Source organism: Stenotrophomonas sp. EMP41, assembly GCF_047495535.1.
Lineage (GTDB): Bacteria > Pseudomonadota > Gammaproteobacteria > Xanthomonadales > Xanthomonadaceae > Stenotrophomonas > Stenotrophomonas sepilia.
The window spans coordinates 870788-883394 of sequence record NZ_CP179923.1 but is presented as its reverse complement, the minus strand read 5'-3'; the positions used below and the strand labels follow the sequence as shown (position 1 = coordinate 883394).

At 67.1% G+C, this 12607-nt stretch carries 9 protein-coding genes; 2 read left to right on the top strand and 7 right to left on the bottom strand.

Annotated elements, in window-relative coordinates; translation table 11 throughout:
* Positions 1–115: 115 nt before the first annotated feature.
* Positions 116–910, top strand: a complete 795-nt coding sequence (locus ACMGRF_RS04045; RefSeq protein WP_414485655.1) for an inner membrane protein YpjD — start codon at positions 116–118, stop codon at positions 908–910.
* 98 nt (positions 911–1008) lie between these two features.
* On the opposite strand, the gene ACMGRF_RS04040 is transcribed toward ACMGRF_RS04045, so the two are convergent.
* The 4 genes from ACMGRF_RS04040 to radA form a co-directional block, all read right to left on the bottom strand.
* A complete protein-coding gene (locus ACMGRF_RS04040) occupies positions 1009–1473 on the bottom strand; it encodes a hypothetical protein (protein WP_049417338.1) in 465 nt (154 codons plus the stop codon).
* A 92-nt stretch (positions 1474–1565) separates the two neighbouring features.
* Positions 1566–3872 carry a tetratricopeptide repeat protein gene (locus ACMGRF_RS04035; RefSeq protein ID WP_049417337.1) on the bottom strand — a complete coding sequence of 769 codons (2307 nt, stop codon included), beginning with the start codon at positions 3870–3872 and terminating at the stop codon, positions 1566–1568.
* 49 nt (positions 3873–3921) lie between these two features.
* Complete coding sequence (locus ACMGRF_RS04030; RefSeq protein ID WP_099487033.1) at positions 3922–5778, bottom strand: ATP-binding protein; 1857 nt, start codon at positions 5776–5778, stop codon at positions 3922–3924.
* A gap of 112 nt (positions 5779–5890) precedes the next feature.
* Entirely contained in the window at positions 5891–7267 is a 1377-nt protein-coding gene (gene radA, locus ACMGRF_RS04025; protein WP_049417334.1) for a DNA repair protein RadA, read from the bottom strand.
* Positions 7268–7417: 150 nt separating this feature from the next.
* On the opposite strand from radA, the gene ACMGRF_RS04020 reads away from it, so the two are divergent.
* Complete coding sequence (locus tag ACMGRF_RS04020) at positions 7418–9475, top strand: putative bifunctional diguanylate cyclase/phosphodiesterase (RefSeq protein WP_414485654.1); 2058 nt, start codon at positions 7418–7420, stop codon at positions 9473–9475.
* 157 nt (positions 9476–9632) lie between these two features.
* Here the strand turns inward: ACMGRF_RS04020 and cyoD are convergent, their stop codons facing one another.
* The 3 genes from cyoD to cyoB are packed head-to-tail and all read right to left on the bottom strand — an operon-like array spanning position 9633 to position 12606.
* Positions 9633–9974: a cytochrome o ubiquinol oxidase subunit IV gene (cyoD, locus tag ACMGRF_RS04015; protein ID WP_005415725.1), complete on the bottom strand. Its 342-nt coding sequence runs from the start codon at positions 9972–9974 to the stop codon at positions 9633–9635.
* Entirely contained in the window at positions 9974–10612 is a 639-nt protein-coding gene (gene cyoC, locus ACMGRF_RS04010; RefSeq protein ID WP_005408583.1) for a cytochrome o ubiquinol oxidase subunit III, read from the bottom strand. The genes cyoD and cyoC overlap by 1 nt, the downstream gene beginning before the upstream one ends.
* Complete coding sequence (cyoB, locus tag ACMGRF_RS04005; RefSeq protein ID WP_099487037.1) at positions 10609–12606, bottom strand: cytochrome o ubiquinol oxidase subunit I; 1998 nt, start codon at positions 12604–12606, stop codon at positions 10609–10611. Before cyoB ends, cyoC begins: the two co-directional genes overlap by 4 nt.
* Position 12607 lies beyond the last annotated feature (1 nt).

Below are 12607 nucleotides of genomic sequence, written 5' to 3'. Positions count from 1 at the left end.
AACCTGTCTGAAAGCGGGGGACAATAAGGCCGACAGTATAGCGGGTCCGGCTGTCTCCCCGGACTGCGACCACGGGGCCGTCGCCACCACCGCAGGGGTATGCGAAACTGCAACGATGACAATCGTTCTCATCGCCGTCCTGCTCTACCTGGCTGCCAGTGCCCTGCTGGTGCGCGCGCTTGGCCGCGATGAGACGACCGGCTCACCCATCTGGCTGTGGCCGGCCCTGCCCGCCATGCTGCTGCACGGCGGCTACCACGTGATGGTGGCGATGCGCACCGACGGCGGGCCGGACATGCACTTCTTCGCCGCACTGTCGCTGGTCGGCCTGGGCATGGCCTGGCTGACTTCGCTGGTCGGCGCGCGCGGGCGGATGTCGGCGCTGGGCGTGGTGGTATTCCCGCTGGCTGCCGTGCTGCTGCTGGCCTACCACGGCTACGGCCACGAACCGAGCAAAGTACTGGGCTGGCGCCTGGCCAGCCACGCCTGGTTGGCGCTGCTGGCCTACGCCACGCTGAGCATCGCCGCGCTGCTGGCAATCATGCTGTGGCTGCAGGAACGCGCACTGCGTCGCCGCGAGTTCCGGCCGTGGCTGCGGGCGCTGCCGCCGCTGGCCGACCTGGAATCACTGCTGTTCCGGGTGATCATCGTCGGCTTCGCGCTGCTGACGCTGACCCTGGTCACCGGCGTGCTGTTCGTCGATGACCTGCTGGCACAGAAGCTGGTGCACAAGACCGTGCTGAGCGTGCTGTCGTGGATCGTGTTCGGCGTGCTGCTGATCGGCCGCCGGCGCTACGGCTGGCGCGGCATGAAGGCGGTGCACTGGACGCTGGCGGCGATGCTGTTGCTGCTGCTGGCCTTCTTCGGCAGCCAGTTCGTGATCGAACTGGTGTTCGGGCATTCGCGATAAAGGCGTGCCGACCAACGGTCGGCACCCACCGTAACGGCCCGGTAGTGCCGGCCGCTGGCCGGCAACTGAACCGCACCATGCGCGGACACTGCCGCCGATCAGGGAATCGGCTGCGCCAGGATCGTCCGCACCGAGCGACCGCTGTTGGTGAGGATGTCATCGACCTGCCAGCACCCCTGCCCCTGGCGCACCATCGGCAGGCGGGTCAGGTAGGCCTTCTTCCACACCGAATAGCGCATCTCGACCTGGCCGGCGGAGGCCGAAGCCTCCTTCCAGCTGTAGCGCACCGGGGTTTCGATGTCACCGTCCTGCGCATCCAGCCACGGATCCGAATCGATTGTGCAGATGCCCTCTTCGCGCTGCTGGCACGCGCGCTCGCCACGCAGTGCCTTGCCGAAGGCAGGGCTGACCAGCGCCGGTGGTGGCTCCAGCAGATCGCCATCGCCCGTCGTTGCCTCGTAGAAGGCGCGGGCAATGGCCATGGGTTCTGCACAGGCCGGTGCGGCCTGCACGGTGGGGGCCAGCAGCACCCCGGCGATCACCAACATCCCTGTCTTTCGCACGTATTTTTCCCTGAGGTGGTGCCGGCCGCTGGCCGGCAATACAGGATATCCCGGTGCTGCCGGCCAGCGGCCGGCACTACCCGATATCCGGCCTACAACCCGTAACGCTCGATCACGTCCAGATGCGGCTGGCGATCCTGGTCACAGGCTTCAGCCAGGCGCAGCCAGCAATGCGGATGCGGCCACGTCGCGGTGTGCTGCTGCAGGAAGCGGTGCAGCGCCAGCGGCGCATGGTCCTGCGGCTGGGCGACGGTGAACAGCAGGCCGGGCAGCGTACCCTCTTCCACATCGGGGTCGGTGACGGTGTAGTCCGGGCGGCTGTGCGACCACACTTTCCAACCCTGTGCTTCGGCCGCCTCGACGAAGGCATTCCAGGCCTCTTCGCCCGGGTGCGCGCCATCGATCATCCAGCTGCGGGCGAAGCCGCCGCGCTCCAGCACATGCACCTGCGCATAGGTCGGGATGAAATGCTCGCGTGCTTCCTCCTCTTCGGGTGCCGGATGCACCAGCGCGGCATCGAACACCACCCAGTCGCCCACCTGCTGGGCGCGGTTGGACGGCGCGTTCTCGACGATGCGCGCAGTCACCGGACCGCTGCGACGGGCGTAGTACTCCATCGGCTCGCCGTTTTCTTCGCTGCGGATGATCACCCAGCCCCACGGCTCTTCGACCACGCCGTCCTGGCTGGACAATTCCATGCCAAGCGCCGCCGCCGAGCGGCGCACGGCGTCCCAGTCGCGCGCCGCGCTGGCTGCACTCATGTGGTCCCAATGCGCGGCGTTGGGCTCCTCCAGCAGCTCCACCAGCTGTGCATAACAGGCCTGGGCCTCGCTGAAACGGCCGGTTTCCATGTACATGCGCGCCAGCGTGCCGCGCGCGCCGTGCGAACCCGGAGACAGCTCCAGAAGCGATCGGGCCGCCTGCTCCAGCGCAGGCCAGTCGGACACGCGGCGTGCACGCTGCACCTCGCACCAGTGCGCGAACACCGGCACGCTGCCGCGATAGAGATCGGCCAGCTGGCGCAGTCCGTCGTCGTCGCCCTGTTCGGCCAGCCAGCGCATCAGCGTGTAGGCCGCGGGGCCATCGTGCTGCGCATGGCCGCGTACGAACCGCCACAGCAGCGACCGCGCCTCGGCCTGCGCGCCGCAGGCATTCAGTGCCGAGGCGGCCATGTCGGCCAGCGCCTCGTCGTCGGGCAGCCCGGCATGCGCCTGCAGCAACCACTGCGCTTCGCGCTCGGGATCGCGCGACTGGTTCTGCTCGCCCTGCGCGTCCAGCCATGCCAGCAGCTCGCCCGCCGGCACCGGCAGTGGCGCGACGTCCGGCAATGCCTCGATGCGCGCGGCCAGGCCGGCCACCAGGGCCGCGGCACCACGGTCCTGGCGCAGTTGCGCCAGATGGGTACGCGCCAGCTCCAGCTGGCGCAGCGCCACCCAGCGCGCACCGCGCTGCAGGGCGAGCTCCAGGCTCAGCGCCGCGACTTCGATCAGCAGGCGGTGCGAACCGACCCGTGCGAAGTGCTCGATGATGGTGTTGAAGCGCGTGCCCAGATCCCACGTGTTTCGCGCGGGATCACGCTGGCACAGTGCTGCGGCGGTGTTTGCCCACAGCCGCCAGTAGTTCGGGGTCAGCTCGCTCCACGGCACCAGCTGCTGCAGCGCCTCTTCGTCGCGGCCCAGCTGGGCCAGCGCCCAGGCCTTGGACAAGCGACGCGGCACCGTGCAGTTGGCCGGTTCGTACTCCCCGGAGGCTGCCACCTCGGCCTCGCGCTTCTCGATCAGCGCCAGTGCCTCGTCGGCGCGGCCGACAGCGAGCAGGATCTTGATCTGCATCTCGGGGAAGCTGTCGAACACTTCCTTGCCACAGGCTTCCACGGCATCGGCCTGCACCTGCAGGTAATCCAGCGCCTCCTGGCCACGGCCATCATCGAGCAGCGCATCAGCCTTCTCGCAGCTCAGGCACTGGAAACAGGCCCAGCTCGGATCGATGCGGCCAAGGGTTTCGTCGCATACCTCGATGCGCTCGGGCACCCAGCCCGGGCCATCGATGTTGCCGTAGCAGGCCGCCAGGTCCTGGGTCACGCAGATCGACTGCGGGCATTCCAGCGTGTCCTCGCGGTGTGCGCGCTCGAACAGCGCTACAGCTTCGCCGAGCGCGCTCTCGCCTTCCACGCGGTTGCCGACGCGGTTGCGCAGCGCCCAGTGGCCGACGTAGACGTCAACCCAGGGGTTGTCCAGCGCCTTGCCCAATGCGCGCGCTTCGGGCAGCAGCGCATCGACGCGGTCGATCTGCAGTTCACTGACCTCGTCGGCGAGACGGTTCAGCAGGTGCGCGTTCTGCGCCTGGCCGGCCTGGCGCAGGTCACCCTGCAGCTTTTCGACCCAGTTCCAGATGTCCATGGGGGTAATTGCTCCTGTCTAGCGAAGGCTGGATGAGAAGGTGCGGTGCTCAGCGCAGCATCTGCTGCAGGGCGCCGGCGATGTCGGTGAAGGCGCCGTTGAGATCCGGGCCGGGCGTAGCGTTCGTGCGTGCCAGCGGGCGGCCCTGCGCGGCGACGATGATTTTCAGCGAGCGCAGCAGGCGCGCCGCAGCCTCGGCCTGTGGGTGGCCCTCGCGCTGGGCGCGCAGCAGTGCCTGCACCGCCGGGTTGTCGAGATTGAGATACAGCCGCGACGGTGCGCGCGATTCGATGCGCGCGGTGAACTGGCGCGCCAGGCGCAGCGCGGCCATCGAGACGCGCTTGTCGTTCTCGTCGTCTTCCAGCCGCTGCTTCAGCTCGGCCTCGCGGTCGGGCACCACCACCACCGGCAGCGCCTCCGGGCTGAAACGCGCGGGCAGCAGCTGCTCGCCGTCGCCCAGTTGTTCGCGCAGCCACGCCAGCTGCGCCTCGTCGAGGCTGTCATCACTGCGGAACAGTGCGCGGTTGCCCTGTTCGGTACCCAGCTCGACCAGGCGCAGGCCCTTGGCCTGCGCCCAGCGCCGCAGGAACGGCACCACCGCATAGCGATGGCCATGCGCGACCGGTACGCCCATCGCGCGGAACAGCATCTCTTCAAAGCCACCGCCGTTGTCGAGGATGACATGCACGGCACCACGCGCCGGCAGCGCACTGGCCGGCAGGTCGCCCTGCGAAGTCGGCACGCGCACGTGCTCCAGCAACAGGTCGAACAGGCGCTCATCGCACAGCGACGCACCCAGCAGGGCCTCGTTGTGGCGGGTCAGCACGCGCCGCCAGGCTTCCGGTTGCTGCTTCGCAACGTCGGCCAGGCCGTCGATCAGCGCCTCCAGCAGTGCATGCTGCACCGCGCGGTACTGGTCATCGCGCTGCAGGTCTTCGCGGCTGGCGGTGGGCGTCAGCCGCGAGGATTCGATCACCCCGCCGATGAAACCGGCCCACGGCGGCAGCAGGTCGCGCGCGTCGTCATCCAGCAGCATGCCGCGCACGAACACCGACAGGTTGCGGTTGTCGCTGGTGCCATAGGTGGCGCCGTCCTGGACCCACAACAGGCCGGTGGCATCGCTGTTGCCATCGGCACGCAACGGCACGGTGACGATCGGCTCGAAATCATGCTCGAACCGCGCCGCGAACTGCAGCGCCTGGCGGCGGGCCTGCACCGGATGCACGGCGACATCCCCCTGGCCGCGCCACGGTGGCGGCTCGGGATTGATCGCCTCGGTCGCAGCACCAATGAAGATCGGCTCGGACAGCAGCGCGCAGTAGCGGCCCAGCACCTCGTGCAGGCGCGCCTCGTTGGCCAGCGGCAGGAAATCAGGATGCAGCTCCAGCTCCACCTCGGTGCCGACCGCACGTGCCGGCACTTCGCTGACGGTGTACTGCTCGGCGTTGCTGGATACGTACAGATGGCCCAGGTCCGGGGTCTGGTACGAGGTGGTGCGCACGCTGACCCGGCGCGCCAGCACGAAGGCCGACAGGAAGCCGAGGCCGAACATGCCGATCAGGCCCTCATCGTCCTCGCCGCCCTGGCGCAGGCCACGGGTATAGCCGACGCCGACGGTGGCCAGGTAATCGTGGATCTCCTGGCGGGTCAGGCCGGCACCGGTATCGGTGATGCGCAGCACGCCGGCACCGGCATCAACCTGCACCGAAATGCGCGAAGGCACGTCAACGCCGGGCTGCTCGATGCGGCGGCGGATGATCGAGTCATGCGCGTTCTGCACCAGCTCACGCAGCGCCACCACCGGGGTGGAATACAGGTGCTTGCCCAGCACCGTCATCAGTCCATTGAGATCGACCCCGGCACGACGGATCTCGGCGTTGGGGGCGGTGAGTGCGGTGTCCTGCATGTAATCGTTTACTCCTGGGCACGGAAAGACGCCAGAGGGCGTCTTCGTCGAGCGGGAAAAACTAGCACAAGGAAGCTGACCGTTGCCGTGATTGACGTTTGTAGAGACGGCATCACGCCGCGTCGATGGCCTCGGACAGGCGTTCCACCGCGATCACCTCCATGCCTTTCACCGAACCGCTCTTGGGCGCATTGGCCTTGGGCACGATGGCGCGCTTGAAGCCATGGGTGGCGGCCTCGCGCAGGCGGTCTTCGCCATTGGGCACCGGGCGGATCTCGCCGGACAGCCCCACCTCGCCGAAGGCGATGGTCTTCTCCGCCAGCGGCCGGTCCTGCAGCGACGACAGCACCGCCAGCAGCACCGGCAGATCGGCGGCGGTCTCCTGCACGCGGATGCCACCGACCACATTGACGAACACGTCCTGGTCGCCGACCAGTACGCCGCCATGGCGATGCAGCACCGCCAGCAGCATCGCCAGGCGGTTCTGCTCCAGGCCGACCGCGACACGGCGCGGGTTCGACAGCGGTGATGCATCGACCAGCGCCTGCACCTCCACCAGCAGCGGCCGCGTGCCCTCGCGGGTGACCATCACGCAGCTGCCCGGCTGATGGGTGCTGCCGCCGGAGAGGAAGATCGCCGAGGGGTTGGAGACTTCCTTCAGGCCCTTGTCGCCCATCGCGAACACGCCCAGCTCGTTGACCGCACCGAAGCGGTTCTTGAACGCGCGCAACAGGCGGAAGCGGCTGCCGCTCTCGCCCTCGAAGTACAGCACCGCGTCCACCATGTGTTCCAGCACGCGCGGGCCGGCGATGCCGCCCTCCTTGGTCACATGGCCGACAAGGAACACGGCGGTGCCGGTCTCCTTGGCGAAACGCACCAGCCGCGCCGCGCTCTCGCGCACCTGGCTGACCGAACCCGGCGCGGCGGTCAGGCTCTCCGTCCACAGGGTCTGCACCGAATCGGCCACGATCAGCCGCGGGCCCGCCCTGGAGGCATGCTGCAGGATCGACTCGACGCCGGTCTCGGCCAGTGCATTGACCCCATCCAGCGGCAGTTCCAGGCGGTGCGCGCGGCCGGCGACCTGCGCCAGCGACTCCTCGCCGGTGACGTAGAGCACCGGCAGTTCGGCCGCCATCTTCGCCACCGCCTGCAGCAGCAGCGTCGACTTGCCGATGCCCGGGTCGCCGCCCACCAGCACCACCGCGCCTTCGACCAGGCCACCACCCAGCACGCGGTCGAACTCGCCGATGCCGGTCGTGACCCGCCGGTGCTCGGTCTGCTCCACGTCTTTCAGCGCGGTGATCTTCGGCGGATCGATCTTGCCGGCCCAGCCCGCCCGCCGCGAAGCCGGTGCCTTGGCCGCCGCCGCGCTCTCCAGCACGATTTCCGACAGCGAGTTCCAGGCGTTGCACTCGGTGCACTGGCCCTGCCATTTGCTGAATTCGGCGCCGCATTCATTGCAGACGTAGGCGGTGCGGGCTTTGGCCATCGGATGATTTCCAGCAACGGGAACAGGCGTGGCAGGATAGCCGAGCCGGGTCGCAGCTGCTGCGACCGCTCAAGTCCTGCCCACCCGCGCCGATAGGGGTCGCGGGCGTGCGCCTTGCGGGCGCTCCCTTCCTCCCCCACTGGATTCAACATGACTGGCAGTTACAGTCAGAGCCTGGTCACCATCTCCCTGCTGGTGGCCATTCTTGCTTCGTACACGGCGCTGGACATGGCCGGCCGCCTGGCCACCGCCGAGGGCCGCGTGGCGCGCTGGTGGCTGGCCGGCGGCGCGGCGGCCATGGGCCTGGGCATCTGGTCGATGCACTTCATCGGCATGCTCGCCTTCGACCTGCCGATCCCGGTGGGCTATGACCTCGGCATCACCCTGTACTCGCTGGCGGTCTCGATCGGTGCGTCCGCCTATGCGCTGTGGCTGGTATCGCGCCCCAGCCTGCCATGGCGCCGGCTGCTGGCCGGGGCCGTGCTGATGGGCCTGGGCATTGCCACCATGCACTACCTGGGCATGGCCGCGATGCGCATGCAGCCGGGCATCGACTACCACCCGGGCTGGTTTGCCGCCTCCATCGCGGTGGCCATCGGCGCCGCTGGCGCCGCCCTGTGGATCGCCTTCCGCCTGCGCGCCGAGCACCGCCACACCCTCCTCCTGCGCGCGCTCGCATCGCTGGTGATGGGCCTGGCCATCGTCGGCATGCATTACACCGGCATGGCCGCGGCGCGCTTCCCCGAAGGCAGCATCTGTGGCGCCGTCGGCAGTGGCGGCATCGACACGCGCTGGCTGGCGGTGCTGGTGATCGTCACCACCGTGGCCACGCTGGGCATCGCCCTGGTGGCCTCGCTGTTCGACCGGCAGATGCGCGTGCGCACCGGGCTGCTGGCCGATTCGCTGGCGCACGCCAACGACAAGCTGATCCAGGCAGCACTGCACGACCCGTTGACCCAGCTGCCCAACCGCATGCTGCTGCAGGACCGCATCGAGCAGGCCATCGAGAAGGCGCGGCGCCGCAATCATGCGGTGGCGGTGATGTTCTGCGACCTGGATGGCTTCAAGGCGGTCAATGATGCCTATGGCCACCAGCTTGGCGACCGCCTGCTGGTGGCGGTGGCGCAGCGCATCGGCGGCCTGCTGCGGCCGCAGGACACGTTCGCCCGCCTCGGCGGCGACGAGTTCGTGATCGTGCTGGCCATCGATATTCCCGACGATGCGGTGGTGGTGGCCGAGCGCATCATTGCCGCCGCCGGTGAGCCGTTCACGCTGGATGCGGCCGAACTGCAGGTCAGCGCCAGCCTGGGCATCGCCCTGTACCCGGACGACGCCAGCAATGAGCGCGAACTGATGGCGCACGCCGATGCGGCGATGTACCACACCAAGGAAACCGGGCGGAACGGCTATACCTTCTTCACTCCCTCGATGCAGCTCAGTGCCAATCGCCAGCTGCGCCTGCTGCAGGACCTGCGCAAGGCCATCGCCCGCAACGAACTGATCCTGCATTACCAGCCCAAATTTCCAGCCGCGGGCGCACCGGCCACCGGCGCCGAGGCGCTGCTGCGCTGGCAGCACCCGGAGCTGGGGCTGCTGGCGCCGGATGTGTTCATTCCGATCGCCGAACGCAGCGGCCTGATCCTGCCGATCGGTGACTGGGTACTGGACCAGGCCTGCGCGCAGCTGCGGGCATGGCACGATGCCGGGCATGCGGAATGGACAATGGCGGTGAACCTGTCGCCGCTGCAGTTCGCCTCGCCGGCACTGCTGCACAGCGTGCGCGAGGTGCTGGAGCGGCACCGGATCGAACCGGCACGGCTGACCCTGGAGATCACCGAGACCACGGCGATGAAGGACGTCGATGCCAGCTTGGCGATCCTCAGCGACCTGACCGCCATGGGCGTGCACATCGCCATCGATGATTTCGGTACCGGCTATTCCAGCCTGCTGTACCTCAAGCGGATGCCGGCCACCGAACTGAAGATCGACCGTGCGTTCGTGCACGACCTGGAGCGCAATGACGAGGACGCCGCCATCGTCTCGTCGATCATCGCGCTGGGCCGCACCCTGCAGCTGCAGGTGGTGGCCGAAGGCGTGGAGACCCAGGCGCAGCGCGAGTACCTGAGCGAGCTCGGCTGCGACCAGCTGCAGGGCTACCATCTGGGCCGGCCGATGGAGGCCGAAGAGTTCCTGCGCCGCGTAGGGTGAGGCGCGCGGCTCATCCACGCACGAGGTGGAACCACGGGTAGAGCCGGCCGCTGGCCGGCTTCCCGCGATTGCCGGCCAGCGGCCGGCACTACCGGACAACGGGAAACAGGAAGGCCGCCCGAGGGCGGCCTTCCTGCGTGGCAACGTCGCGAGGACGTCAGTGCATCATGTGCACGTTCATGTTGTGCATGACCCACAGGGTGCCGATCACGATGATGCCGATCACCACGACGGTGAAGGCCGCAGCGTTGACGTTCCAGCGGCTTTCCGAAGAGCGGTCCAGGTGCAGGAAGAACACCAGGTGGACCAGCATCTGCAGTACCGCGGTGACCGCGATCACCACACCGTTGACGGTGCGCGAGAAATCGCCCGACATCACCATCCAGAACGGGATGACGGTCAGCACCACCGCCAGCACGAAGCCGATCAGGTACGACTTCACGCTGCCGTGGCTTTCGCCGCCGGTGCCGTGGTCGTGTGCATGGTTGTCATGTGCCATTACAGCGCTCCATTGAGGTAGACGACGGAGAACACGCCGATCCAGATCAGGTCCAGGAAGTGCCAGAACAGGCTCAGGCACGCCATGCGGGTCTTGTTGGTCGGGGTCAGGCCGTACTTCTTCAGCTGCACGAACATCACCAGGAGCCACAGCAGGCCGGCGCTGACGTGCAGGCCGTGGGTACCGACCAGGGCGAAGAACGCCGACAGGAAGGCACTGCGGTCCGGACCGTAGCCCTGATGGATCAGGTGCTGGAACTCCCACACTTCCATGCACATGAAGCCGAAGCCCAGCAGCCAGGTGATGCCCAGCCACAGGTACATCTGGCCCATCTGCTTGCGGTGCATGGCAATCATGCCCAGGCCGAAGGTCAGCGACGAGGTCAGCAGCAGCGCGGTTTCCCACGCCACGAACGGCAGCTCGAACAGGTCCTTCGCGGTGGGACCGCCATCGGTACCGCCTGCCAGCACCACGTAGGTGGCGAACAGCGAGGCGAAGATGAGGCAGTCGCTCATCAGGTACACCCAGAAACCGAAGACGGTGTTGCCGCCGGTATCGTGGTGCTCGTGGTCGTCATGGCCATGGGCCGCCGCATGCGCGGCGTGCCCGTGGCTCAGGGTCGAGGTATTGGTGCTCATGCCTTCAGCTCCGACTTCACCAGGCCCTGGGCTTCCAGGTGCTTGCGGTGTGCGTTCTCGATGCGTTCCACCTCGGCGGCCGGGACCCAGTAGTCCACGTCCTGGTCGAAGGTGCGGTAGATGAACGTGGCGATCATGCCGACGAAGCCGACGATGGCCAGCCACCAGATGTGCCAGATCATCGCGAAGCCGAACACCAGGCTGAAGGCACCGATGACAACGCCCGTGCCGGTGTTGCGCGGCATGTGGATGTCGGTGTACTTGGCCGGCTTCGGCCAGGCTTCACCACGCTGCTTGCGTTCCCAGAAATCGTCCAGCTCGGTGACGTCCGGCAGGGTCGCGAAGTTGTAGAAGGCCGGCGGCGAGGAGGTTTCCCACTCCAGCGTACGGGCATCCCACGGGTCGCCGGTCAGGTCGACGGTCTTCTTGCGGTCGCGGATCGACACGGCCACCTGGATGATCTGGCACAGGATGCCGGCGCCGACGATGAACGCGCCGCAGGCAGCAACCAGCAGCAGCGGCTCGTAGGCCGGGTTGACGGTGCTCTGCAGGCGGCGGGTCATGCCCATGAAGCCCAGCACGTACATCGGCATGAAGGTCACGTAGAAGCCGATGAACCAGCACCAGAACGCGCACTTGCCCCAGAACTCGTTGAGGCGGAAGCCAAACATCTTCGGCCACCAGTAGGTGATGCCGGCGAACATGCCGAACACCACGCCGCCGATGATGACGTTATGGAAGTGGGCGATCAGGAACAGGCTGTTGTGCAGCACGAAGTCGATGGCCGGGATCGCCAGCATCACGCCGGTCATGCCGCCGATGACGAAGGTGACCATGAAGCCGATGGTCCACAGCACCGGGGTGGTGAAGTGCACGCGGCCACGGAACATGGTGAACAGCCAGTTGAAGATCTTCACGCCGGTCGGGATCGAGATGATCATCGTCGTGATGCCGAAGAAGGCATTGACGTTGGCACCCGAACCCATGGTGAAGAAGTGGTGCAGCCACACGATGAACGACAGCACGCCGATGCAGGCGGTGGCGTAGACCATGCCCTTGTAGCCGAACAGCGCCTTGCGCGAGAAGGTCGCGATGACTTCGGAGAACACACCGAACGCCGGCAGGACCAGGATGTACACCTCCGGGTGACCCCAGATCCAGATCAGGTTGATGTACAGCATGGCGTTGCCGCCACCGTCATTGGTGAAGAAGTGCGTACCCAGGTAACGGTCCAGGGTCAGCAGCACCAGGGTGATGGTCAGCACCGGGAAGGCCGCGACGATCAGCACGTTGGTCACCAGGGCGGTCCAGGTGAACACCGGCATCTGCATCAGCTTCATGCTCGGGGTGCGCATCTTGAGGATGGTGATGAAGAAGTTGATACCACTGAGCGTGGTACCCAAACCCGCCACCTGTAGGCCCCAGATGTAATAGTCCATGCCGACGCTTGGACTGTATTCGATGCCCGACAACGGCGGGAACGCCAGCCAGCCGGTGGCAGCGAACTCACCGATCCACAGCGACAGCATGATCAGCACCGCGCCCGCCACGAACAGCCAGAAGCTGAGCGAGTTGACGAACGGGAACGCAACGTCACGCGCACCGATCTGCAGCGGCACGGCCAGGTTCATCAGGCCGGTGATCAGCGGCATCGCCACGAAGAAGATCATGATCACGCCGTGGGCGGTGAAGATCTGGTCGTAGTGGTGCGGCGGCAGGTAACCCTCGGAACCACCGACGGCGATGGCCTGCTGGGTACGCATCATGATGGCGTCGGAGAAACCGCGCAGCAGCATGACGAAGGCGACGATGAGGTACATCACGCCGATCTTCTTGTGATCCACCGAAGTGAACCACTCCTTCCACAGATAGCCCCACAGCTTGAACTTGGTGATCAGGGCGACGACGCCCAGGCCACCAAGAACCGCGCCGACCAGGGTGGTCAGCACGATCGGATCGTGGGGGATCGACTCAAGAGAGAGTTTTCCCAACATG

Coding starts and splice junctions, on each gene's coding strand:
- ACMGRF_RS04045 (WP_414485655.1), top strand. CDS start 116: ATGACAATCGTTCTCATCGCCGTCCTGCTCTACCTGGCTGCCAGTGCC.
- ACMGRF_RS04035 (WP_049417337.1), bottom strand. CDS start 3,872: ATGGACATCTGGAACTGGGTCGAAAAGCTGCAGGGTGACCTGCGCCAG.
- ACMGRF_RS04030 (WP_099487033.1), bottom strand. CDS start 5,778: ATGCAGGACACCGCACTCACCGCCCCCAACGCCGAGATCCGTCGTGCC.
- radA (WP_049417334.1), bottom strand. CDS start 7,267: ATGGCCAAAGCCCGCACCGCCTACGTCTGCAATGAATGCGGCGCCGAA.
- ACMGRF_RS04020 (WP_414485654.1), top strand. CDS start 7,418: ATGACTGGCAGTTACAGTCAGAGCCTGGTCACCATCTCCCTGCTGGTG.
- cyoD (WP_005415725.1), bottom strand. CDS start 9,974: ATGGCACATGACAACCATGCACACGACCACGGCACCGGCGGCGAAAGC.
- cyoC (WP_005408583.1), bottom strand. CDS start 10,612: ATGAGCACCAATACCTCGACCCTGAGCCACGGGCACGCCGCGCATGCG.
- cyoB (WP_099487037.1), bottom strand. CDS start 12,606: ATGTTGGGAAAACTCTCTCTTGAGTCGATCCCCCACGATCCGATCGTG.